Source organism: Brevibacterium sp. CS2 (assembly GCF_005280295.1).
Lineage (GTDB): Bacteria > Actinomycetota > Actinomycetes > Actinomycetales > Brevibacteriaceae > Brevibacterium > Brevibacterium pityocampae.
In genome coordinates this window covers 2,439,932-2,461,562 of sequence record NZ_CP040020.1, presented here as the reverse complement: position 1 = coordinate 2,461,562, position 21,631 = coordinate 2,439,932, and the positions used below count along the sequence as shown (strand labels likewise).

General features: G+C 71.0%; 20 protein-coding genes. 9 read left to right on the top strand and 11 right to left on the bottom strand.

The genetic code is table 11. From position 1 onward, the window contains the following. The first annotated feature begins 19 nt into the window (after nt 1-19). The 3 genes from tatA to FDF13_RS11070 are packed head-to-tail and all read left to right on the top strand — an operon-like array spanning nt 20 to nt 3,895. Nucleotides 20-304, top strand: a complete 285-nt coding sequence (tatA, locus tag FDF13_RS11080; RefSeq protein WP_137319684.1) for a Sec-independent protein translocase subunit TatA — start codon at nt 20-22, stop codon at nt 302-304. 6 nt (nt 305-310) lie between these two features. Beyond that, nucleotides 311-1,147 (top strand): twin-arginine translocase subunit TatC, encoded by an 837-nt coding sequence (gene tatC, locus FDF13_RS11075; RefSeq protein ID WP_265809336.1) that lies wholly within the window; start codon nt 311-313, stop codon nt 1,145-1,147. Nucleotides 1,148-1,204: 57 nt separating this feature from the next. Then, a complete protein-coding gene (locus tag FDF13_RS11070; protein ID WP_137319683.1) occupies nt 1,205-3,895 on the top strand; it encodes an RNA helicase in 2,691 nt (896 codons plus the stop codon). Nucleotides 3,896-3,913: 18 nt separating this feature from the next. Here the strand turns inward: FDF13_RS11070 and secA2 are convergent, their stop codons facing one another. Both secA2 and FDF13_RS11060 read right to left on the bottom strand, forming a co-directional pair. After that, nucleotides 3,914-6,175: an accessory Sec system translocase SecA2 gene (gene secA2 / locus FDF13_RS11065; RefSeq protein WP_137319682.1), complete on the bottom strand. Its 2,262-nt coding sequence runs from the start codon at nt 6,173-6,175 to the stop codon at nt 3,914-3,916. 92 nt (nt 6,176-6,267) lie between these two features. After that, nucleotides 6,268-7,971 carry an exonuclease domain-containing protein gene (locus FDF13_RS11060; RefSeq protein WP_254668784.1) on the bottom strand — a complete coding sequence of 568 codons (1,704 nt, stop codon included), beginning with the start codon at nt 7,969-7,971 and terminating at the stop codon, nt 6,268-6,270. A 76-nt stretch (nt 7,972-8,047) separates the two neighbouring features. On the opposite strand from FDF13_RS11060, the gene FDF13_RS11055 reads away from it, so the two are divergent. Beyond that, nucleotides 8,048-9,007, top strand: a complete 960-nt coding sequence (locus FDF13_RS11055; RefSeq protein WP_137319681.1) for a metal-dependent hydrolase — start codon at nt 8,048-8,050, stop codon at nt 9,005-9,007. A gap of 326 nt (nt 9,008-9,333) precedes the next feature. Next, nucleotides 9,334-10,068, top strand: a complete 735-nt coding sequence (locus FDF13_RS11050; RefSeq protein ID WP_137319680.1) for a polyprenol monophosphomannose synthase — start codon at nt 9,334-9,336, stop codon at nt 10,066-10,068. Nucleotides 10,069-10,158: 90 nt separating this feature from the next. On the opposite strand, the gene FDF13_RS11045 is transcribed toward FDF13_RS11050, so the two are convergent. Both FDF13_RS11045 and FDF13_RS11040 read right to left on the bottom strand, forming a co-directional pair. Beyond that, nucleotides 10,159-10,500, bottom strand: coding sequence for an RNA polymerase-binding protein RbpA (locus FDF13_RS11045; protein ID WP_137319679.1), 342 nt, complete (start codon nt 10,498-10,500; stop codon nt 10,159-10,161). A 70-nt stretch (nt 10,501-10,570) separates the two neighbouring features. Then, entirely contained in the window at nt 10,571-11,335 is a 765-nt protein-coding gene (locus tag FDF13_RS11040; RefSeq protein ID WP_137319678.1) for a glycerophosphodiester phosphodiesterase family protein, read from the bottom strand. 134 nt (nt 11,336-11,469) lie between these two features. On the opposite strand from FDF13_RS11040, the gene FDF13_RS11035 reads away from it, so the two are divergent. Then, nucleotides 11,470-11,916: a hypothetical protein gene (locus FDF13_RS11035; RefSeq protein WP_137319677.1), complete on the top strand. Its 447-nt coding sequence runs from the start codon at nt 11,470-11,472 to the stop codon at nt 11,914-11,916. A 94-nt stretch (nt 11,917-12,010) separates the two neighbouring features. On the opposite strand, the gene FDF13_RS11030 is transcribed toward FDF13_RS11035, so the two are convergent. Together FDF13_RS11030 and FDF13_RS11025 are read right to left on the bottom strand one after the other, a co-directional pair. Further along, nucleotides 12,011-12,523 carry a ferritin gene (locus FDF13_RS11030; protein WP_137319676.1) on the bottom strand — a complete coding sequence of 171 codons (513 nt, stop codon included), beginning with the start codon at nt 12,521-12,523 and terminating at the stop codon, nt 12,011-12,013. Between the two features lie 89 nt (nt 12,524-12,612). Then, a complete protein-coding gene (locus FDF13_RS11025) occupies nt 12,613-13,953 on the bottom strand; it encodes an MFS transporter (protein WP_137319675.1) in 1,341 nt (446 codons plus the stop codon). Nucleotides 13,954-14,099: 146 nt separating this feature from the next. Between FDF13_RS11025 and FDF13_RS11020 the strand changes: the two genes are divergently transcribed. Further along, a complete protein-coding gene (locus FDF13_RS11020; RefSeq protein ID WP_137319674.1) occupies nt 14,100-15,155 on the top strand; it encodes a hypothetical protein in 1,056 nt (351 codons plus the stop codon). Nucleotides 15,156-15,195: 40 nt separating this feature from the next. Here the strand turns inward: FDF13_RS11020 and FDF13_RS11015 are convergent, their stop codons facing one another. Continuing rightward, nucleotides 15,196-15,987, bottom strand: a complete 792-nt coding sequence (locus FDF13_RS11015) for a hypothetical protein (protein ID WP_137319673.1) — start codon at nt 15,985-15,987, stop codon at nt 15,196-15,198. 173 nt (nt 15,988-16,160) lie between these two features. On the opposite strand from FDF13_RS11015, the gene FDF13_RS11010 reads away from it, so the two are divergent. Continuing rightward, complete coding sequence (locus FDF13_RS11010) at nt 16,161-16,727, top strand: ABATE domain-containing protein (RefSeq protein ID WP_175406959.1); 567 nt, start codon at nt 16,161-16,163, stop codon at nt 16,725-16,727. Further along, complete coding sequence (locus FDF13_RS11005) at nt 16,727-17,623, top strand: arginase family protein (protein WP_137319671.1); 897 nt, start codon at nt 16,727-16,729, stop codon at nt 17,621-17,623. The genes FDF13_RS11010 and FDF13_RS11005 overlap by 1 nt, the downstream gene beginning before the upstream one ends. A 154-nt stretch (nt 17,624-17,777) precedes the next feature. On the opposite strand, the gene FDF13_RS11000 is transcribed toward FDF13_RS11005, so the two are convergent. The 4 genes from FDF13_RS11000 to FDF13_RS10985 all read right to left on the bottom strand — a co-directional run bounded on the left by FDF13_RS11000 (nt 17,778) and on the right by FDF13_RS10985 (nt 21,621). Then, nucleotides 17,778-18,557: an enoyl-CoA hydratase gene (locus FDF13_RS11000; RefSeq protein ID WP_137319670.1), complete on the bottom strand. Its 780-nt coding sequence runs from the start codon at nt 18,555-18,557 to the stop codon at nt 17,778-17,780. Beyond that, nucleotides 18,550-19,020: a MarR family winged helix-turn-helix transcriptional regulator gene (locus tag FDF13_RS10995; protein ID WP_137319669.1), complete on the bottom strand. Its 471-nt coding sequence runs from the start codon at nt 19,018-19,020 to the stop codon at nt 18,550-18,552. The genes FDF13_RS11000 and FDF13_RS10995 overlap by 8 nt, the downstream gene beginning before the upstream one ends. Nucleotides 19,021-19,444: 424 nt before the next feature. Further along, the gene (locus FDF13_RS10990) at nt 19,445-20,194 is read right to left on the bottom strand and encodes a DsbA family oxidoreductase (RefSeq protein ID WP_265809323.1); all 750 of its coding nucleotides are present in this window, start codon (nt 20,192-20,194) and stop codon (nt 19,445-19,447) included. Continuing rightward, nucleotides 20,191-21,621 carry a DUF418 domain-containing protein gene (locus FDF13_RS10985; protein WP_254668783.1) on the bottom strand — a complete coding sequence of 477 codons (1,431 nt, stop codon included), beginning with the start codon at nt 21,619-21,621 and terminating at the stop codon, nt 20,191-20,193. The genes FDF13_RS10990 and FDF13_RS10985 overlap by 4 nt, the downstream gene beginning before the upstream one ends. Nucleotides 21,622-21,631 lie beyond the last annotated feature (10 nt).

Sequence of the window (21,631 nt, the reverse complement as noted above, 5' to 3'; positions counted from 1 at the left end):
CGCTTCCTGAGGAGTCCGCATGCGCCCCGAGCCGATCCACATCATCATCCTGCTCGTCGTCATCCTGCTGATCTTCGGCGCGCCCAAGCTCCCGATGATCGCGAAGAACCTGGGCAAGTCGATGAAGATCTTCAAGTCCGAGGTCAAGGATCTGCGCAACGACGACGACCGCGGCACCGCCGAGCGGCACGAGATCACCGACGCCCCCGAGCGTCCCGCAGACCCGAACCGGTCCGCCGAGCGCACCGCCGAGCCCGTCGATTCCACCCGCACCCCCGGCGACGAGCAGCGCCCCCGTCCCTGACCGGTGGTGAAGATCTCCCGTCCCGGCGGCCTGCCGGGAGGCGGCCGTGCCCGCGCGGCCAACCCCGAGAAGCGGATGCCGCTGGCGGGGCACCTCGTCGAACTCCGCAACCGCGTCCTCCTCTCCGTCATCGCCCTCGGGCTCGGCGCCGTCGTGGGCTGGTTCCTCTACGATCCGGTCCTCCAGTTCCTCCAGGCCCCGGTGATGGAGGTGTCCGCGCAGGACGGCCGCGTCGCGGAGGTCAACTTCGCCGGCGTCGCCTCCCCCTTCGACATGAAGGTCAAGGTCGCGGTCTTCATCGGCTTCTTCCTCACCTCCCCGTTCTGGCTCTACCAGGTATGGGCCTTCATCGTGCCGGGCCTGACGAAGAAGGAGAAGCGCTACTCCCTGGGCTTCCTCGCCGCCGCGATCCCGCTGTTCCTCGCCGGCGCCGCGCTCGCCTCGTTCGCCCTGCCGAACGCCGTGCGCACGCTCACCGCATTCACCCCCGAGGGTGCGACGAACATCATCCCGGCGCAGGACTACCTCAACTTCGTCATGCTCATCATCGTCGTGTTCGGCATCGCCTTCGTGCTGCCGGTCCTCATGGTGGGCCTCAACCTGCTCGGTCTGCTGTCGGCCGACACCATCCGCAAGTCGTGGCGCTGGGTCGTCGTGCTGATCTTCGCCTTCGCCGCGATCGCCACCCCGACCCCCGATGCGATCTCGATGTTCTTCCTCGTCATCCCCATGACTGCACTGTTCGTCCTCGCCTGGGTGCTGTGCTGGCTCGGCGACCGGCGGCGGAAGGCGCGGATGATCGCCGAGGGCACCTGGGAGGATCCCGCCGAGCTCGACGACTGAGCCGCGGGCGGCCCGGAGGGCGGCGGACGCGCACCTCGAGGCGGTAGAGTCGAGGGCATGGACGACCGCATCCCGCCTGCTCAGGCCTACGCCGCATCGCGGAAGCGCGCAGCGGAGGCGGCCACCCCGTTCGGACGCTTCACCGCCGCGCTGTCCTACGGACTCGACCCGTTCCAGGAGCAGGCGTGCCGGGCGCTGGCCGACGGGAGATCCGTGCTCGTCGCCGCCCCGACCGGCGCCGGCAAGACCGTCGTCGCCCAGTTCGCGGTGCTGCTCGCCACCGAGCAAGACGTGCGCGTCTTCTACACCACCCCGATCAAGGCGCTGAGCAACCAGAAGTTCGCAGAGCTCAGCCGGGAGTACGGGGCGGACCGGGTCGGACTGCTCACCGGCGACGTCTCGATCAACCGGGACGCGCAGATCGTCGTGATGACGACCGAGGTGCTGCGCAACATGATCTACTCCGGCACCGACCTCAGCTCCCTCGGCTACGTCGTGCTCGACGAGGTCCACTACCTCGGCGACCGGTTCCGGGGACCGGTGTGGGAGGAGGTCATCATCCACCTGCCCGCCCATGTCGCACTCGTCAGCCTGTCGGCCACCGTGTCCAACGCCGAGGAGTTCGGCGCCTGGCTCCGCGAGGTGCGCGGGCACACCGAGGTCATCGTCAGCGAGCACCGGCCGGTGCCGCTGTACAGCCACGTCGCCGTCGGCACCGACCTCCACCCGCTGTTCCAGGCCGGGGCGCCCGGGCAGGTCAACCGCGACCTCGAGATGGCGGTGCGGCCCTTCGTCTCCCGGGGTTCCCGGCGGGACCGTCGCCGGCCCATGCACGCACGCTTCCAGCGGCCCTCGCGCACCGCGCTCATCCGCGAGCTCGACGAGGACGACCTGCTCCCGGCGATCTTCTTCATCTTCTCCCGCAACGGCTGCGATGCCGCCGTCGAGCAGTGCCTCGCCGCCGGCCTCGACCTCACCGACACGGCGGAGAAGCGTCACATCATGGCCCGCCTCGAGGAGCTCCACGACGAGCTCGGCTCCGAGGACCTCTCCGTGCTCGGCTACCACACCTTCTCCACCGGTCTCATCCACGGCTTCGGAGCACACCACGCGGGCCTGATCCCGCAGTTCAAGGAGCTCGTCGAGGAACTGTTCGTCGACGGCTGCCTGCGCGCGGTGTTCGCCACCGAGACCCTCGCGCTCGGCGTCAACATGCCGGCGCGCACCGTCGTGCTCGAGAAGCTCACGAAGTTCAACGGCGAATCCCATGTGCAGATCACCCCGGGGGAGTACACCCAGCTGACCGGACGCGCCGGACGGCGCGGGATCGACGTCGAAGGCCACGCCGTCGTCGTCTGGCACCCGAGCACCGAGCTCGCCGACATCGGCTCGCTCGCCTCGAAGCGCACCTACGCGCTGCAGAGCCGATTCACCCCGACGTACAACATGACGGCGAACCTGCTCGCCCGGCTGACCGAGCACGACGCCGCGAAGGTGCTCGAGACCTCGTTCGCCCAGTTCCAGGCGGACAAGGGCGTCGTCGGCCTGGCCCGGCGGGTGCGCCGCAACGAGGAGGCGCTCGCAGGCTACCGGACGTCGATGGAGTGCGAGCGCGGGGACTTCGAGGAGTACGTGCAGCTGCGCCGCACCCTGTCGGAGATGGAGAAGCGGGCCAGCCGCTCACGCACGAAGATCAAGCAGCGGGAGACGATCGAGTCGCTCGGCCGGCTCAAGCACGGCGACGTCATCGTGCTGCCCTCGAAGCGGATCGACGGCACCGCCGTCGTCATCACTCCGATGAGCAGCCGGGACGGCGAGCTACGGCTGCCGACCGTGCTCACCGAGCAGGGCAAGGTGTGGCATCTGCGCATGCACGAGATCACCGAGCCCGCCGTGGTGCTCGGACGCCTCAAGATGCCCAAGCGCTTCAACCACCGGCAGGCATCGGAGCGCCGCGCGCTGCGCGATTCCCTGCTCGCCGCGATCGCCGACGGCCGTGTCGCACAGCCCAGCGAGGCCGCGCCGCCGGCGAAGGGCGCCCGGGTCCAGTCCGAGGAGATCGCGCTCGTCCGCGAACAGCTCCGCAGCCACCCATGCCATTCCTGCCCGGACCGCGAGCACCACGCCCGGTGGGCGGAGCGGGCCGCGAAGCTGCAGCGGGACACCGCCTCGCTGACGAAGCAGATCGAAGGGCGCACGACCTCGATCGCGCAGGTGTTCGACCGGGTGCGCCGCGTGCTCACGACCCTCGGGTTCCTCCCCGACGACGCCCGCATCCTGCGCCGCATCTACGGGGAGCGGGACCTCCTCACCGCGCTGAGCGTGCGCGCCGGGCTGTGGGACCCGCTGTCGGAGCCGGAGGCCGCGGCCTTCGCCTCGAGCCTCGTCTACCAGGCCCGGCGCACCGAGGGGTACTTCAACCCGCGGATCCCCTCCGCGAGCCTCGAGCACGCGCTCGTCGAGCTGCGGAGCACCTGGCAGAACCTCTACCGGCTCGAGGTCGACGCGGACCTGCCGGTGACCCCGGAGCCCGAGTTCGGCCTCGTCGAACCGATCTTCCGATGGACCGAGGGGAAGTCGCTGTCGGCGGCGCTGGCCGGATCCGACATCGCCGCCGGGGACTTCGTCCGCTGGGCCAAGCAGACCCTCGACCTGCTCGGGCAGGTCGCCGACGTCTGCGAACCCGCGACCGCGGTGGTCGTGCGCCGCGCGGCGGACGCGATCCGCCGTGGGGTCGTCGCGGACTGAGACCCCGCGGGGCGGCTGTCAGCGACCGATGCGCCGGACCACGGACTCGATGTCGGAGCCGAAGGTCGAGTCCGTCGACAGGTAGGTCCACGTCGAGGACGGCCGCTTGAGTCCGTAGGCGGGCAGGTCGATGCCCGCGTCGGTGAACTCCGCCTCCTCCACGACCTCGGTCGCGCGCTCGAGGACATCGGTCCAGAACCCGGAGAACGCGCCGATCGATTCGGAGTTGAATGCCTCGTGCGGCTTCTCCCGGGCGAGCGTGCGCAGGTGGATGCCCTCGCGCAGATCGTTGAGGAACGCGAGGTGCTCGACCCATCGGTTGTCGAGGGTGAAGAGCAGGACTTCGCGGATCGCGGCGTCGACGGTGTCCTCCCCGTGCGCCTCGTCGAGCTCCTCGACGCGGTCCGGCAGCTCCGCGCGGACCTCGGAGATCCCCGCCTCGCCCTCCCGGATCGCCTTCCGGCGCTCGAGGACGAGCTCGCGCTGCTGGGCCATGAGCTCGTTGAAGCGCCAGGTGTCGCGGTGGACCGCGGTGTTCTCGCCCTCGGCCATGCGCTGGGCGTGCTCGACGAGCTGGGCGGCGCGCTTCGAGGCGATGTGGCCGTGCTCGTCGCCCTCCTCGATGAACCGCTGGGCCTCCGGCACGCGGCTCATGAGCTCGTCCTCGAGGCTGGTGAAGAACACCGAGGAGCCCGGGTCGCCCTGGCGGCCGGCGCGGCCGCGCAGCTGGTCGTCGAGGCGGGAGGACTGGTAGCGGCCGGCGCCGATGACGAGCAGCCCGCCGGATTCGGCGACGGATTCGTCGGCGAGCCGGATGTCGGTGCCGCGCCCGGCCATCTGGGTGGACACGGTGACCGCCCCGGCCCGCCCGGCGCCGGCGATGATCTCCGCCTCTGCGGAATCGTCCTTCGCGTTGAGCACCTGCGCATCGATCCCGCGGGTGCGCAGCCGCTCGGCGAGGCTCTCGGACTCCGCCACCGAGCGGGTGCCGATGAGCACGGGGCGGTCCGCGGCGTGCTGCTCGACGACCTCGTCGACGATCGCGCGCTCCTTCGACTCCTGGAAGGTGTAGAGACGGTCCGGCTCGTCGACGCGGATGACCTCGAGGTGGGGGTCGACGGGCACGATCTCGAGTCCGTAGAACTCGCGCAGGTCGTCGCCCACGGCGACCGCGGTGCCGGTCATGCCGCACACCGTGTCATAGCCGTGGATGAGCTCCTCGACGGTCATCTGGTCGAGGATCTCTCCGCTGTCCGTCGTCGACAGCTGCTCCTTGACCTCGACGGCGGCCTGCAGCCCGTCGGGCCAGCGCTGGAGCTCGGCCACCCGGCCGCGGGAGTCGGAGATGAGCTTGATGGCGCCGTCGACCACGAGGTAGTCGACGTCGCGATGGACGAGCGCGGAGGCGTAGAGCGCGAGGTTGACCGCGGCGAGCGTCGCCGAGTCGTCCCCGAACAGGTCGACGTCGAGCTCCTCCTCGACCCGGTCGATCCCGGCGTCGGTGAGCGACACCGCCTTCCGGTCGGGGCTGATCTCGTAGTGCTCGCCGGCCACGAGTCCGGCGACGAGCGCGGCGATCTCCGCGTCCCCCGCCTCGTGGCTGGTGGACCCGGCGAGGACGAGCGGGACGCGCGCCTCGTCGATGAGCACGGAGTCGGCCTCGTCGACGATGACGACGTCCCGGCCGGGCACCCGGATCTCCGCGTCGTCGAGCACGAAGCGGTCCCGCAGCACATCGAACCCGACTTCGGTGACGGAGGCGTAGACGACCTCGGAGCGGTAGGCGGACCGGCGCTCCTCCTCGGTCTGGGTGCCGGAGATCGCGGCCGACTCGACACCGAGCAGATCGAACAGCGGCCTCATCCAGGCCGCATCGCGCACCGCGAGGTAGTCGTTGACGCTGACGAGGTGCACGCGGCGCCCCTGCAGGGCGTAGCCGGCGGCGGCCATCGCGCCGACGAGGGTCTTGCCCTCACCGGTGAGCATCTGCACGATCGAGCCCTCGAGCAGCCCGATGAGGCCGGTGATCTGCTCGTCGTAGGGGCGCTCGTCGAGAGTGCGCTCGGCGGCCTCGCGGGCCAGCGCGGCGAACTCGGTGAGCTGGGTCCGCCGCTCGCCGGTCTCGAAGATCTCCCCGGCCTTCACGGTGATCTCCGCGTCGCTGAGCTCGGCGTACTCCTCGCCGAGCCGTTCGATCTCCGGACGGCTCCTGCTGAGCCAGCCGATGCGCCTGTCGGCCTGGGCGCCGGGCCGGTTGAGCAGTCGGGCGAAGAATCCCATCGCGCATGTCCTCCACAGGGGTCGGGTGTCGGTCCCAGTGTACGCAGGGGACGAGGTGTCCCCGCGCATCCTCCGGGCGGTCGTCGGCGCGGTCAGGCGCCGAGCCGGGGAGCGGGTCCGCGGCGCGGTTCGAAGGGCCACGAGGGGTCGACGACGGCATTCGGACGGCCGCGCCCGCGCAGGTACTCCTGGAACGAGGCGGCCTGTTCGCGCTTCCACCCGATCTGCGCGGCGTGGAGCGCGGCGGGGGAGTGGGCGGCGATGTCGGGATGGGCCGCGGCGATCGCGAGGGCGATCCGGACGGCCGCCTCGGCGTCGGCGAGGGCCTCGTGCGCCTGGGAGAGCTCGACGCCCCAGTTCTGGGACACCGCGGTGAGCGTGCGCGGCCCCCTGCGGAACTGCTGGGCCCGCCTGTCGAGGACGAAGGTGTCGATGACGGGCGGGCAGACTGCGCGGGCGTCGGGTTCGGCACCGGCGCGCTCGGCCTCGTACTGGAGGATCGTGAGGTCGTAGACGACGTTGTGGCCGACGAGCATGCCGCCGGCTCCGCGGATGGCGGCGACCTTCGCGAGGATCTCCGGCACCGCCTCGGCGACCGGCCGGCCGTGCGCGCGGACGTGCTCGGGGGTGATGCCGTGGATGCGCACCGAGGCGGCCGGGATCTCCACCCCGGGATCGACGAGCCAGGTCAGCCGTTCGACCGGGGCGCCGGACTCGAACCGGACGAGCGCGGCGCTGACGATGCGCGCGGTGTGCGGATCCGTCCCCGTGGTCTCGAGGTCGAAGCCCCACAGGGGGGCCTCGGTCCAGACCTCCCCGGCGGACTGCTCCCCGGTATGGGCGGCGGCCGGGACACCTGCGGGTGGGGCGACGTCTGCCGGCGGGGCACCGAGCGCGGCGAGCAGGCGTTCGGCGCTCTGCGTCAGACCGTGGCGGGCGGCGAGCTCGCGCAGGGCGACGGGATCCGGATCACCGCCGGCGGCCTCGACGAATCCGGCCACCGGGAGATCCTCCCGGCAGCTCATCACCGTGTGGTTGGCCTCGACCGCGGCGCGGTGCTCGAGGATCGCCGCGGCGCGAAGCGGCGACAGTCCGTGGGCGCGTTCGCCGGCCTCTGCGGCGGCGGCGAAGATCCCCGGCAGGTCGCCGTAGCCGGAGAGCAGGGCGGCCGCGGTCTTCTCCCCGATGCCCGGCACCCCGGCGAGCCCGTCGGAGGGGTCGCCGCGCAGTGCGGCGAGCGCCCGGTACTGCGCGCCGTCGACGACGCCGTAGGACCCGGGCAGGTCGGCGATGCGCAGCGTGTCCCAGACGCCGGCCTTCTTGGGCCTCATGACCACGAGATCGCGGCCCGGGGCGAGGAGGGAGAGGAGATCCCGGTCGGAGGACACGATGACGACGGATTCGTGCGCTCCGGCCGCGATCGAGGCGATGACGTCGTCGGCCTCGGTGCCGGGCACCTCGGCGACGGGGATCCCGGCGGCGGTGAGGAGCGCGGCGATGAGGGGGAGCTGGACCGCGAGGTCCGGCGGGGTCTCCGTGCCGGCGGCCACGTCGGTGACCCGCTGCGCCTTGTACTCCGGGACGACGGCGGTGCGGAACGCCGGTCGCCAGTCCGCGTCCATCGTCGCGACGATGCGGGTAGAGCCGGTGAGCTCGACGAGGGAGGCGAGTGTCTGGGTCACTCCGCGGGCGGCGTTGATCGGCATCCCCGCGGGGTCGCGGAGCGAATCCGGGAGGGCGTGGAACGCCCGGTAGTACAGCGTCGGGGTGTCGAGGACGACGAGCGGTTGAGTCACGGTGTCACCCTACAACGGCCCTCGGACACGGGTCCGGGGGAGCATCGCGCCCCGCCCGCCGTGGCAGAATGACCGGGTGACTTCCAGGACAGTTCTGCATCACGGCGACGTCTACAGCAGCGCCGATCCCTTCGCCACCGCCATCGCCTTCGAGGGCGACACCGTGACCTGGGTGGGGTCCGATGAGGCCGCCGCCGAGCTCGGCGGGAACCAGGTCGACCTCACCGAGGACTTCGTCACCCCGGGGTTCGTCAGCGCCGGGGTGGACCTCCGGGACGCCGAGGTGTCGCCCGCGGAGCTCCTGGCCGCCGGCATCACCACCGCGCACGTCGTGGGGGAGAGCACGACGGTGGAGAACTTCGCCGCGGCCGCACCCCCGGGGCTCGACATCGTCGCCTACCCGCTCGGGCGCACCGACGCGACCGGCGCGGTGGGCATCGCCGAGCTCGACCCGCAGCACCTGCCGGAGCACCCACAGTTCGCGCTCGTCGACTCCCCGGAGCAGCTCCGGACCGCCCTCGAGCTGTTCCAGGATCCCGTGGTGCGCACCCACGCGCAGCGCCACGGCTACCGGCTGCTCATCGGCTGCCCCGTCCCTGCGTCAGGTGTGGAGAAGCTCGCCGGTCACGGCATCCCGGTCACCCTCGACCCGACCCGCCACGAGCAGCCGCTCGGCACCATGCTCTCCGCCGGAGTGCAGCTGAGCTTCGCCCTCGACCCCGCATCCCCATGGCGCTCGCTCAGCGCAGCGGTGTACGGCGCAGCCGACGGCATCTCCGCACGCGCCGCATTCAACTGCGCGACCCGGTTCGGGCTGCGCGCGATCGGTCGGTTCGAGGCCGGCGTGCTCGCCCCCGGCGCACTGGCGACTGCGGTGCGCTGGGAGGTCGACGGGCTCGCAGTGCAGGTCGCCGACGAGCGGGTGGCGGCGTGGAGCACCGATCCGCGCTCCGGCACCCCGGGGTTGCCCGATCTGACCGATCCGGAATCGCTGCCCCGGCTGCGCACGGTGTGGGTGCGCGGCACCGAGGTGTGACCGCTTAGCCGAGCGGCGCGGCGCGGGCATGCGCGACACGCCGGGAGTGCTGAGATTCTTCGACCTGTTTCCTGCTACCGCAACCCGCTGTTCACCTGGGCGGATAGGCATCGTCCCAGGTCAGAGCGATTTTGCGGAACCCTGCTCGGCGGGTAGGTTCGACTCTGACGCTCCCGTTGCGGGAGCGCGACCCGGTTCCCGCCGGCATTAGAAAACGTGGGCCTCTCGGCTCCACGGTCCGAAGTCGGTGGGGCCGGGTCCATCGATTCACGCCGGAGCGCCTCACCGGCCCGACCGCCGGTGTCCTCTAGGCTGGGGGAGTGCCTATGAAGACCCTCATCGTCATCCCCACGTACAACGAGCGGGATTCCCTCCCGCACACCATCGAGTCGATCCGCACCTGGGTGCCCGCGGCCGAGATCCTCGTCGTCGACGACGCCTCGCCGGACGGCACGGGGGAGTGGGCGGACGAGGCCGCGACGGCCGATCCGCGCATCTCCGTGCTCCATCGCACTGCGAAGAACGGCCTCGGTGCCGCGTATGTCGCCGGCTTCACCTGGGCCCTCGAGCGCGACTACGCGGTGATCTGCGAGATGGACGCCGACGGCTCGCACCGCGGCCGCGACCTGCCGCAGCTGCTCGCGGCGATCGAGGGCGGCGCGGACCTCGCGATCGGCTCCCGCTGGATCCCCGGGGGAGCGGTGGTCAACTGGCCGCGCAACCGCCACCTGCTGTCCCGCGGGGCGAACCTCTACGTCAACGCCGCGATGGGTCTCGGGGTCGGCGACGCGACCGCCGGCTTCCGCGCCTACCGGCGTGAGGCACTTGCGGCGATCGCGCTCGACGACATCGAGTCCCAGGGCTACTGCTTCCAGATCGACATGACGAAGCGGGTGGACGAGGCCGGCTTCCGGATCGCCGAGGTGCCGATCACCTTCGTCGAGCGCGAGCTCGGGGAGTCGAAGATGCACGGCGGAATCATCTCCGAGGCGATGACGAACGTCGCCCGCTGGGGCCTCGAGCGCCGCGGGCGCCAGGTCCGGCGCCTGCTCCGTCGCTGAGCCCAGACCCGCCGCCGGAAGCGGTCCGATGAACCCTGAATGCAGCGATCCCGCCGAGTCCTCTCGGCGGGATCGTGCGCTTTCAGGGGGTCAGCTCTGCGGCGGGGCCTCTTCACGCCGCACTGCCAGCCGCTCGTCGAGCAGCACCTGGAGCTCTTCGAAGGAGCGGCGCTCGAGGAGCATGTCCCAGTGGGTGCGGACGTGCTTCTCCGGCTCCGCCTCCGGCTCCTCGCCGCCCACCCGGGTGCCGATGCCGTGGGTGCCCGAATCCCAGGTCGCTGGCACCTCGGCCTCGACGGAGAACGGGACGGTGAAGGTGTGCCCGTCCTCGCAGGCGTACTCGACGACCTGCCGCGGCGCCGGCTCGACGCCGACGTCCGATTCGAGGCTCCGCGAGCCCAACTGGGTCCCGCGCAGGCTGCGCTCACTCATTCCTGGTCCACCTTCCGGTCGTGCACGATCGAACAATCCAGTCCAACAGTCTACCGGGCGCTTTCATTCCTCAGGAACGAGGATTCCCCGGCGACGGCGGATCACCCGCAGGCAGGTGATTCCCGAGCACGGCGAGTGCCCGGGCCGGGTGATCGGTGACGATGCCGTCGACCCCGAGCGCGGCGAGCTCGCGCATGTGCGCGGGTTCGTTGACGGTCCAGACGTGGACGAGGAGCCCGGCGGCATGAGCACGGTCGACGAAGCGGCGCGTCACGACGGTGATGCCGGACCGCCGGTGCGGTACCTGGAAGGCATCGAGGTCCGGATCGAACCGGTGGGCGGCCCGGCGGCCCGCGAGCAGGAACGCGGCGACCTCGGCGGTGCCCGCGGAGCTGCGCACGCCCGGAAGCGCGGCACGCAGCCGGGCGAGCCGGCGGGTGGAGAACGACGCGAGGCGGATCCGGTGGCCGATGTCCATCGCGTGGATCAGGCGCACGGTGGAGGCGGTGGACCGGTCGGCCTTGACGTCGATGTTGAAGGACACGCCCGGGAGCTCCTCGAGCACGTCCGCCAGGCGGGGGAGTCGACCGCCGCCGGTGAGCTCGATCCGATCGAGGGTCCGGGCGTCGAGGTCGCCGAGGCGTTCGGGGCGGCCGGCGAGGCGCGCGAGGTCGGGATCGTGGACGGCGTAGAGGACCCCGTCGCGGGAGGCGTGCACGTCCGTCTCGATCCAGTCGAGCCCGAGGTCCGCGCAGCGTCGGAAGCCCTCGATGGTGTTCTCCGCGGCGTCGTCCCACAGTCCGCCGCGGTGGGCGATCGTCTCCGGTCCGGTCATCGCACCCACAGTAGCCGAGCGTCGACCCACGGGCCCGCCGGACCTCCGGCGCCCGCCTGGGGATCGCCTGTGTGGGTGCGTCGAAGCGCTCCCTGACGTTGACCACGGCGGCCGTGACCGGGGACAATCGGCGTATGAGCGATCATCGTGAACCCGTGGAACCGACCGAAGTGTACGACTCGACCCATCGCAGCGCCTCGGATCGCATCCGGGCCGCGGCGGACCAGGTGATCTCCGGCGGCGTGCGCGCCGCCGATGCCGCACGACTGCGCGCGGAGTCCGCCCGCAGCGGCGTGCGCGACTTCGCCGACCAGCCCGTCGACCGGGTCCGCTCCTACTCCGAGCGCGCCCGCACGGAGAGCGCGCGGATCGGTGACCGCGCGAAGTCCCAGGCCCATCGCGCTGCGGCCCCCGGGGGACCGGTCGACTGGACCGAGACGAAGATCAACGGCCTCATCGCCGGAGTGAGCACCCGGATCACCGATGCGGTGCGCACCGGCAAGGTCGACCGCGTGTTCCAGTTCGCCCAGGAGGGCGTGACGAAGGGCGCGAGCCAGGCCCGCCGTCTGCTCCGCCGCTGAGATCCGCAATCCCCGGTCGCCCACCGCGACCGGGCGGACGCGCACCGACGACGAGGGGCGCCGATCGATTCGATCGGCGCCCTCGTCGCGTGGGTCACTCCCCGGAGTCGATGTCCGGGGTGCGGCTCCCGAGCTGGCTGTCCATGCGGAGTAGTCCGGAGCCGTCGTCGCCGACGAGGGTGAGGCGGCCGACGATCTCGCCCACCGTCGCCTCCTCCTCGAGCTGCTCGTCGACGAACCAGTTGAGCAGCGGGACGATGTCGAGATCGCCCTCGGACTGGGCCGTCCGGTAGAGCTCACGGATCGCCTCGGACACCTTCTCCTCATGGGCGAGGGCGGCCTCGAACAGCTCGACGGGCGACTTGCCCGCGAAGCTCGGGGTCTCGATGGTGCCGATCTGCGGGGCGGCGCCGCGGTCGAGCGCGTGTGAGATGAACTTCGCGGCGTGGACCTGCTCCTCCTCGGCCTGGGCACGCATCCACGAGCTCATGCCGGTGAGATCCTGGTTCTCGAGCTCGATCGCGAGCTGGAGGTAGACCATCGAGGCGGTGAGCTCGAGGGTGACCTGATCGCTGATGGCGGTGGACATCGTGTCGGACAGTCGCATGGGATTTCCTCTCGGACGGGTTCGCGGGTACGGGTGCGTTCGTGCTCTCCTGCCATGCTAGGCCGCTCGGGGGAGCGGGGCATCTGTGGTCAGGCTTGCCTCACCTCGACCGGCTCGCGCCGTCCGGTGCTGCGGACGATGAGGACGGAGAACACGGCGGCGAGGAAGCACAGGCCGCCGGCGACGATCCACGCGAGATCGTAGGCGCCGAAGGTGTCGCGGATCCACCCCGCGCCGAAGGCCGCAGTCGCCGCGCCGACCTGGTGGGAGGCGAACACCCAGCCGAACACGACCGCGCCGGCCGGACCGAAGCGCTCGACGCACAGGGACACGGTCGGCGGTACGGTGGCGACCCAGTCGAGGCCGTAGAAGATGACGAAGGCCCAGAGCGGCGGGTGGACCTCGGGGCCGAGGAGCATCGGGAGGAGCAGGAGCGAGCCGCCGCGCAGCGTGTAGTAGAGGAAGAGGAGCATCCGCGGGTCGACCTTGTCGGTGAGCCAGCCGGAGAGCACGGTGCCGGCGATGTCGAAGATCCCGACGAGGGCAAGCAGCCCGGCCGCGGTGGTCGCGGGCATGCCGTGGTCGTGCGCCGCGGGGACGAAATGCGTGCCGATGAGGCCGTTCGTGCTCGCTCCGCAGACGGCGAATCCGAGAGCGAGCATCCAGAAGGTGCGCGTGCGCGCGGAGTCACGGAGGACGGCGAGCGCCCGCCCGGCGGCCGAACCGGTGCGATCGGGCAGCGGGGCGCCGGGATTCTCCAGCGTCGCCCCGAGGGGATCGAGCCCGACCACGGCGGGATGGTCGCGGAGCAGCGTGAGAGCGATGGGGAGCGCGACGAGCGCCGCCGCCATGACGACGAGGGACGGCACACGCCACCCGTACAGCCCGACGAGGTGCGCGACGGCGGGAAGGAAGATCAGCTGGCCGGTCGCCGAGGCGGCCGTGAGGATGCCGGAGACGAGACCGCGGCGGGCGACGAACCAGCGGTTGGTGATCGTCGCGACGAAGGCCATCGACATCGCACCGGTGCCGGAGCCGATGACGACGCCCCAGAGGAGCCACAGATGCCACACCTCGGTCATGAAGACCGAGAGGCCCGAGCCCGCGGCGACCGACAGCAGCGCGACCCCGACGACGCGCCGGATCCCGAACCGGTCCATGAGCGCGGCCGCGAAGGGCGAGAGCAGCCCGAACAGGAAAAGGTTGATCGACATCGCGAGGCCGATCTGCCCGTGGGACCAGCCGAACTCGGAAGACAGCGGCTCCATGTAGACGCCCGGGACGGCCCGGAAGCCCGCGGCGCCGATGAGCGTGAGGAAGGCGGCGACGACCACCGCGAGGTACCACCAGCGGCGGCCGGCCACCCGAGCGGGACCGAGGGGGAGCGGCGGCTGCGTCGGAGTGCGGCCGCCGGGGGAACGATGCGACATGGTCATCATTCTCCGACATCGGAGACGTCGTGTCCGTATGGTGGATAGCCGGCGGGGTGAGGCACCGGTGGGGGAGGGTGAGCCTCCGCTAAGACCCGAGGATGACACCACTTGCCACGGTGGCCGACTGCGTGAGGATCCTCGACATGCGATCCGGGTATCCCTTCGCTCACAATGTCCTCGGGTTCAGCGATCCGAGCGTGGCGCTCGTCGACGGACGGTGGACGATGTTCCTCGGAGGGATGGCGCCGACGTTCCGGACCAACATCTATGAGTTCGAGCTGCCGTGCGGCGCCGATCCGACGAGCCCCGCCTGGAGCCCGAGTCGGTCGTCCGCGGCATCCGCCCGACGGGTGCGACCGATCGTGCGGCAGCCTGCCCGCGGCACGTGGAACCGCTGCACGCATTCGGTCTGCTATGTGCGCGGAATGGACTCGGGCGTCGAGGTCGAGCGCATCTACCACGCCGGTCGCGCCGTCGAGACCGTGCTTCACCGCAGAGCGCCGTACCGCATCGGATACCTCGAACGGCGCCCGGGATGCGACTGGGTGAGCGCGCAGGCGCCGATTCCGCTCCACTCGGCCGCACTGCCGAGCGTCCTCGAGCCCAAGGTCGAGTTCCACGACGGGCTGTGGCACATGCGGTTCCTCACGATCCCGGTCGGTCTGCCGAGCGACGACACCGACCATTTCCGGATCATGCACACGGTGAGCCGCACCGGGCGCGACGACTGGTCGGAGCCCGTCGAGTGGTTCGGAGCCGATGACGGCTTCTTCGACAGCGTCGTGGCCGAGGACGAGCACGGCGCAGTCATGGTCACCACCCGGGACTCCGATCTCGAGGGGCGCACCGGCGGACCCGCCCAGGGCGTCTGGCTCAGCACCGCTGCGCACGCCTCGGCACCGCGCTCGGCATGGTCCGATCCGGTGAGAGTCTTCGCGCCTGAGGAGGCCGGCATCGAATGGGTCGACAACGGGATGTGTGCGCCGAGCGCGCAGTGGATCGAAGGCCATCAGCGCCGACTGAGCGTCTTCTTCGCCGGCGCGCCGCGCGATCGGAGCTGGCCGCGTCTGACGCTGCGGGCATTGCGGGCGCGGCGCACACCGCCGGTGCCGTCCCCGGTCTACTTCACCGTCCGGCGCCTCGACATCGACATCCCCGTGGCGGGAGATCGAGGACCGGGGCTGACGGCGGACTCCTGACCGCGGGGCCTCCGCTGAGGAGCGGAGCACGTTTGGACACTCATGCCCTGCGGAGGATCCCCGGGGTGGGGTCGCACAGGGTGAGACGAGTGCCGTAGAGCTCCGGGCGGCCGAAGTCCGCGAACGACACCGTCACCCGGCGCGGGCCGGCCTCGGCGATGTCGACCCGGATCCATGTGGATCCGTGGAGCAGCTCCCACGGTTCGGCCAGGGAGCTCAGCCCGTGCGTCCGGAGATGCTCCTCGGCTTCGTCCGCCGACATGGGCCCAGCCAGGGGGAGTCCGAACACCGTGCGCGGTTCCCACCCGTCGCCGCAGGGTGCGAGATGGCCGAGGAGCTCGCCGTCACCCCGGTGGACCGGGATCGGGGCCGACGTCATCGTCGCCACGATGGACCGGAGAACCTCGAACAGGGGGAGCAGCGGGTCGAGAGCGAAGTCCACAGGATCGTCGATCCCAGTGATGACCTCACCGTGGGTCCAGGTGCGTCCACCGAGGACCGCCATCGGGGTCGCGGACCAGAGACGACTCTCGACGACATGCCGGTCCGGGCTCGGCCCGCGTACCGGCGCGGTCGGAGCAACGGGAGCGTCACCGACCACGAGGCCGATCCGAACGGCGCCGAGCATCTCGATGACGTCAGCGCTCGTCTCCGGAGGGGCGAACTCGACACGGTCGCCGGGACGGCGGCCATCGTGGAGCCAGCGCTCGGCCGACTTGATCGTCCGGTGGTTGAGCTCGGAGACCAGCAGCGTCTGCTCGTTGACGGCTGCCTGGGCATCGGGCGCGACGGCGGCTGCGGCATCGAGGACATGGGGGAGTGCGAGGCTCATGACGAAGTCACCTTCTTCCGTGCGGCGGTCGGTCGCGCCGGGACGACGGCACCGCAGCGGCTCGGTGCGCAGTGCTGCATCCACCCTCGCGGCTGACGCGCCGTCAGGGTCAAGACCATCCGTCGGTGTAATGGTATTTGCGCATCTATCCGTTAATGAGCTTCGATGGTCCCATGAAGAGCACATGGACATGGCTCGGTGATCATCTGGCCCTCGACTTCGTGAACACGGTCGTGTGTTCGGACGGGACGACGCGGCAGGAGCTGTGGGACGGACCCGAAGCGATGGAGGAGTGGCTGGAGGCGGAGCCGGAATCGCTCCCGGCACCCGCTGCGGTGAGCGCCGACGATGTCGGCGGCCTCAGACGGCTCCGCGATCACGCGCTCGAGCTCCTCGACGCGGCGGTCCGCGAGCAGGAGCTTCCGGGGGACTCCGTCGAGGCGATCAACGCGGCGGTGGTCGCGGCCGGGACCGCTCGCGTGCTGACGCACCGGGCGCGATCGTCGACGGTGGTGACCACGAGCACCGATCCGCTGCGCGAGCTGCGCGGACATCTCGCGGCGGCGGTGGTCGATCTCCTCGGGAGAGAGGATCTCGCGAACCTCGCACGGTGCGGAGCGCCGGGGTGCGGTCAGTACTATCACCGTTCCCGCCCCAATCAGCGCTGGTGCAGTCCGGGCTGCGGCAACCGCGCGCGCGTCGATCGCCACCGACACCGACGACTGAACGGAGAGCAATGATGAGCACGATCAACGTCCTCGGAGTTCCCAGCAGCGCGGGCAGCTATGCGCCCGGTCAGGAGCTGGCGCCGGCGGCGCTGCGCGAAGCGGGCCTGCTTCGGGCGCTCGCCGACGCGGGGCACGACGTCCGCGACCATGGAGACCTCACCCATCAGACATGGAAGCCCGACCGCAGCCGTCGGCGCGCCCAGAACCTGGGCGAGGTCGTCCTGTCCGTCGACGAGCTCGCCCAGGCGTGCGCCGCACATCTCGGCGGAGACGAGCGGCTCCTCGTCCTTGGCGGCAACTGCACGATCGCTCTCGGGACCTGTGCCGGACTCCGACACGCCGGAGCGGAACCCGGCCTCGTCTACGTCGACCGGCATTTCGACCTGAGCACCCCGGACAGCACCGCTGAGGGTGCGCTCGACTGGATGGGGATGGCTCACGCCCTCGATGTCGAGGGTGCCGTCCCAGCGCTGCTGAACGTGCTGGGCGCCCGTCCGCTCCTGCACCCATCGCGTCTGTCCTATCTCGGGGTCGACGTCGACGGGACAGCCGAATGGGAGCAGCGCTGCGCCTCTCGGCTCGACCTGCCCGTCGTCCCGCTCGATGCACTGGCGCAGAATCCGGCCCGGGCGGCGTCCCAGGCTCTGCAGGCGATTGCGCCCGGACCGTTCGTCGTGCACGTCGACGTCGATGTCCTCGACTTCATCGACGCACCGATCGCCGAGAACGTCAACGGCCGGAACACCGGGCCGACCATCGAACAGCTCGAAGACGCCATCGCAGTGCTCTGGGCGCATTCGAGCTGCCGAGGGCTGTCCATCGGGGAGCTCAACCCCGTGCACGCCGCCGCGGACACGGATGCCATGCCGCGGTTCGTCGCGGCAGTGGTGCGAGCATTGACTCCGTGACGAACTTCGGCGCTCCGGCTGCGTCCTCTCCCTCTGCATCCCGCGCCGATAATATACATTATGTTAACTACGGGCGGAAGAGGGGAAGAGGGCGGGAACGGCGCAGACGTACCCCCTCCCGGTTCCGCACGTCTGCGCCGGCCCCGCTCCCCGTTCAGCTGAACTGCGAGAAGTCGGGCTTGCGCTTCTCCGCGAAGGCGGTGAACGCCTCCTTGGCCTCCGGGCTCGTCAGACGTGCGGCGAACTCCTCACCCTCGACGCGCATGTGCTCGGTGATCGCCGTGGTGTCGCGCATGAGCTGCTTCGTCGCGCGGACCGCGCCGAGCGGCAGCTGTGCGATCCGGGCGGCGACGGCCTCGATCGTGGGCACGAGCTCGGCGGCGGGAACCGCTGTCGTGGCGAGTCCCCATTCCACAGCCGTGTCGCCTCTCACGGTCTCCCCCAGCGCGAGCATGCTGAATGCGCGCAGGTGGCCGATCCGGGCCGGCAGGAGCATGCTCGAGGCGGCCTCCGGGACCAGTCCCAGGCTGACGAACGGCGTCGAGAGCTTCGCGTCCTCGGCGATGGCGACGTAGTCGCAGTGGAGCAGCATCGTCGTCCCCACGCCGACCGCCCGGCCCTGGACGGCGGCGAGCAGCGGCTTGGGGAACTCCGCGATCGCGCGGACGAACCGGCGCACGTGGCGCGGTCCGCTGTCCGGCGTGCTCGCGGCGAACTCGCCGACGTCGTTGCCCGCGGTGAACATGTCCCCCTCACCCCGGATGACGACGACGCGGACCGCAGGATCGTCCTGGGCCGCCTCGAGAGCGTCCGCAAGGATTCCGTACATCTCGTTCGTCAGCGCGTTCTTCTTCTCGGCGCGGTCCATGACGAGCGTGAGGACGCCGTCGGATCGCTCCGTTCGGATGCTGCTGTGCTGCGTGCTGTCATTCATCGTTCTTCTCTCCTGGTGAGAATCGGGTGGTCACGGTTTCCAGCCAGCGCTCGACGAGGGCGAGCTCGCTCGCGTCGAAGCCCTCGCACAGCCGGTCGTTGATGGTGCGGGCGGTCCGGACCGCCTCGGCCCGGGCGGCCCGACCCTCCGCGGTGAGGACGATCGTCGCGGCGCGCCCGTCGTGCGGGTCGGGACGGCGTTCGACGAGTCCGTCCCGGCTCATCCGGTCGAGCAGACCGGACAGCGCGGAGGGGCTGAGCCGCAGCTGCGCGCGCAGCTCTTTCGTCGGTCGCCCCGAATCGTCGTCCCCGACGGCGAAGAGGATGCCGGCCCGGGCGGAGTTCTGCTTCCCCGCGTCGTCGTGGAGGGCGGCCTGGAGCGAGCGTTGCGCGAGGTTGAGCAGATAGATGAAACGGGGCTTCCGCTCAGGGGCGGGCGCGGATCCCGCGAATTCATTTCGCATACGAACAATACTAGGTCACATACGAAGCATCTTGTCGAGCGTCGGGTCCATCATTCCGTCACCGCTGTGACGCGAGCACAGTGGTGCACGGTCATGGGCGGTGAGCCCGCACCTCCCGCCGCCTGACTGCAGGCCGAGGTCGGGCCGCCTCTCCCCCAGTCCCTCGAGGACCTCGGCCTGCGGGTGGTGCACAGCGCGTGAATGACAGAGCCCGCCCGTCCGGAGAGGACGAGCGGGCACTGGAAGGTTCGGATCCGATCAGCGGTCGGTCGAGCGACGCGAGGACTTCTGGTCGGCCGTCGGCAGTACGACGATCGCGAGCAGGGGCAGCACCAGCATCCCGCCGATGATGGCCATCGAGAGCAGCACATCGATCATGTCTTTCACCTCCCACCGAGTCGTCGTGGACAATCCTAACCCGAGGTCAGGACTGCTCCGCACCCGCGTCCGGGCGCGTCGGCACCGCACATCCGTCCGGCCCGCACGCGGCGGCATCGGGCTCCCCCAGCGGCGTCAGTCCGACCTGCGGATGCACCTCCGCCCACACCTGCTCGAGTGCCTGGGTGAAGACCTCGGCCGGCTGAGCGCCGGACACCCCGTACTTCTGCTCGAAGACGAAGAACGGCACCCCGGAAACGCCGATCTGCTGGGCCGCGGCGAGGTCGGCCTGCACCGCGCGCACCACCGTGGGATCGGTGAGTCCGGCGCGCACCGCGCCGGCGTCGAGGCGCTGCGCCGCCCCGATCCGCACGAGCACGTCCGCATCCGCGATGACCTCGCCGTCGCGGAAGTGCGCGTCGAACAGCGCGTCCTCCACTGCCCCGACGTCCGCACCCGTGGCCTCCGCATATTTGAGCAGCGCGTGCGCGGCGAGCGAGGACGAGGGCACCACGGAATCGAAGTCGAAGTCGAGCCCCTCCCCCGCACCGGCCCGCGCGATCTGCTGCGTCATCGCCTCGACCTGGGCGCGCGGCATGCCCTTGCGCTCGATGAGGTATTCGACCTCGGTACCGTCGTAGCGCACCGGCAGGTCGGGATCGAGGATGAAGGCGTGCCACGCGACCTCGACCTCGTCGCGGTGCGCGAACCGCGCCAGCGCCGATTCGAAGCGGGCCTTGCCGATCCGGCACCACGGGCAGGCGATGTCGGACCAGATGTCGATGCGGATGGTCATGGCGAGGCTCCTCGGGACGGAGGGTCGATGGGCGGTGGAGGAACGGACGGCTGCGGCGGTGGCGGCCGCCCCTGTCCTGCGGGTCCCGGCGGGTCGGACCGGGTGGGCACGGCACCGGCCGGGTGGAGTCCTGCGGGATCGTCCCGCCGGTACGTCAGGCGCCGGAGCAGCGCCTCGGCCGGCCCCCGCCGGCCGCGGGATTCGAGCACTCCGGCGATGACGAGCGAGAGCACCCAGACCGCGACCGCCAGTGCGTAGGCCCCTGCGGTGCCCATCCACTCCCCCATGCCGAATCCCCAGGCCGCCAGCAGCGGAGCGAAGATCAGCGACTGGAGCAGATAGAAGCTCAGCGAGCGCTTGCCGACAGCCGCGACCGCGCGCAGCGGCGACCTGACGCGGGAGCGCAGTCGCAGCGCGAGCAGACCGAACAGCGCGGCGTAGCCGACCCCGCCGGCCATGCCGGTGAGGGTGACGAGCCCCATGGTGCCCCACCACGCTGCGTCCGCCAGCGGCAGGAGGCCGAGGTACGACAGTGCCTGGGGCACGGCGCCGAGGACTCCGATGAGGATCCCCCACAGCGCGGTGCGGCCGAGCAGACGGCGGTGGCGCTCCGAGTCCTCGAGGAAGCGGTGGCGGGCGGCGAACCACCCGAGGAGGATGCAGGCGGGCACCACGAGGCCGAGGAGCTGACCGAACAGGCCGAGGGCGAAGAACAGCACCCGGGCGCCCACCGAGACGAGGTAGTTCCCGTCCCCGCTGAGCATGCCGCGCTGGCTGCCGACGGTGAAGCCGGTATCGCCCGCGAGCTCCTCGGCGGACATGCCGGTGGCCTGCGGCAGCACCCACGAGACCATCACCGCGCCGAACAGGCTGAAGAGCGCGCTGACGGCGAGCATCGCGACGACCACCCAGACGAGGATCTTCAGGGTCCGGTCGGTGCGTCGGAAGAACAGCGCGGCGAGGATGAGGCCGGCGAGTCCGTAGGCGCCGAGGATGTCACCGGCGAACAGGAGTGCGGCGTGGACGAACCCGAAGGCGATCATCCACCAGTGGCGCCGTGCGAGCATCCGCCGGACCACCGGCTCGGGGATCCCGCGCGCCGCGCGCGAGGTCGCGAACTGCACCATCCCGTAGCCGAACAGGAAGGCGAACATCGGATAGACGCGGGCGTCGACGAAGAGGATCGCGAGTGTGGAGAGCGCCCGGTCGAGCACGGTGCCGTCGGTCGGGTGCACGACCGCGGGGTGTTCGTCGCCGCCGTAGAGGAACCACGACACATTGGCGATCGCGATGAACAGGAGCATGACCCCGCGGGCGAGGTCGGGGGCGAGAGCGCGCGGACCCGGTCCGCGGTGCGGCGTGTGCGGCGCGGGACCGGCCGCAGGAGCCGGGCCGGCCGGGCCCCGGCGGGGTTCGGGCGTGTGCATGCGATCGATG

Coding starts and splice junctions, on each gene's coding strand:
- FDF13_RS11000 (WP_137319670.1), bottom strand. CDS start 18,557: ATGAATGACAGCACGCAGCACAGCAGCATCCGAACGGAGCGATCCGAC.
- FDF13_RS10995 (WP_137319669.1), bottom strand. CDS start 19,020: ATGCGAAATGAATTCGCGGGATCCGCGCCCGCCCCTGAGCGGAAGCCC.
- FDF13_RS11020 (WP_137319674.1), top strand. CDS start 14,100: ATGCGATCCGGGTATCCCTTCGCTCACAATGTCCTCGGGTTCAGCGAT.
- FDF13_RS11005 (WP_137319671.1), top strand. CDS start 16,727: ATGAGCACGATCAACGTCCTCGGAGTTCCCAGCAGCGCGGGCAGCTAT.
- FDF13_RS10985 (WP_254668783.1), bottom strand. CDS start 21,621: ATGCACACGCCCGAACCCCGCCGGGGCCCGGCCGGCCCGGCTCCTGCG.
- FDF13_RS11070 (WP_137319683.1), top strand. CDS start 1,205: ATGGACGACCGCATCCCGCCTGCTCAGGCCTACGCCGCATCGCGGAAG.
- FDF13_RS11030 (WP_137319676.1), bottom strand. CDS start 12,523: ATGCGACTGTCCGACACGATGTCCACCGCCATCAGCGATCAGGTCACC.
- FDF13_RS11025 (WP_137319675.1), bottom strand. CDS start 13,953: ATGTCGCATCGTTCCCCCGGCGGCCGCACTCCGACGCAGCCGCCGCTC.
- FDF13_RS11040 (WP_137319678.1), bottom strand. CDS start 11,335: ATGACCGGACCGGAGACGATCGCCCACCGCGGCGGACTGTGGGACGAC.
- FDF13_RS11015 (WP_137319673.1), bottom strand. CDS start 15,987: ATGAGCCTCGCACTCCCCCATGTCCTCGATGCCGCAGCCGCCGTCGCG.
- FDF13_RS10990 (WP_265809323.1), bottom strand. CDS start 20,194: ATGACCATCCGCATCGACATCTGGTCCGACATCGCCTGCCCGTGGTGC.
- tatA (WP_137319684.1), top strand. CDS start 20: ATGCGCCCCGAGCCGATCCACATCATCATCCTGCTCGTCGTCATCCTG.
- FDF13_RS11010 (WP_175406959.1), top strand. CDS start 16,161: ATGAAGAGCACATGGACATGGCTCGGTGATCATCTGGCCCTCGACTTC.
- FDF13_RS11045 (WP_137319679.1), bottom strand. CDS start 10,500: ATGAGTGAGCGCAGCCTGCGCGGGACCCAGTTGGGCTCGCGGAGCCTC.
- secA2 (WP_137319682.1), bottom strand. CDS start 6,175: ATGGGATTCTTCGCCCGACTGCTCAACCGGCCCGGCGCCCAGGCCGAC.
- FDF13_RS11035 (WP_137319677.1), top strand. CDS start 11,470: ATGAGCGATCATCGTGAACCCGTGGAACCGACCGAAGTGTACGACTCG.
- FDF13_RS11050 (WP_137319680.1), top strand. CDS start 9,334: ATGAAGACCCTCATCGTCATCCCCACGTACAACGAGCGGGATTCCCTC.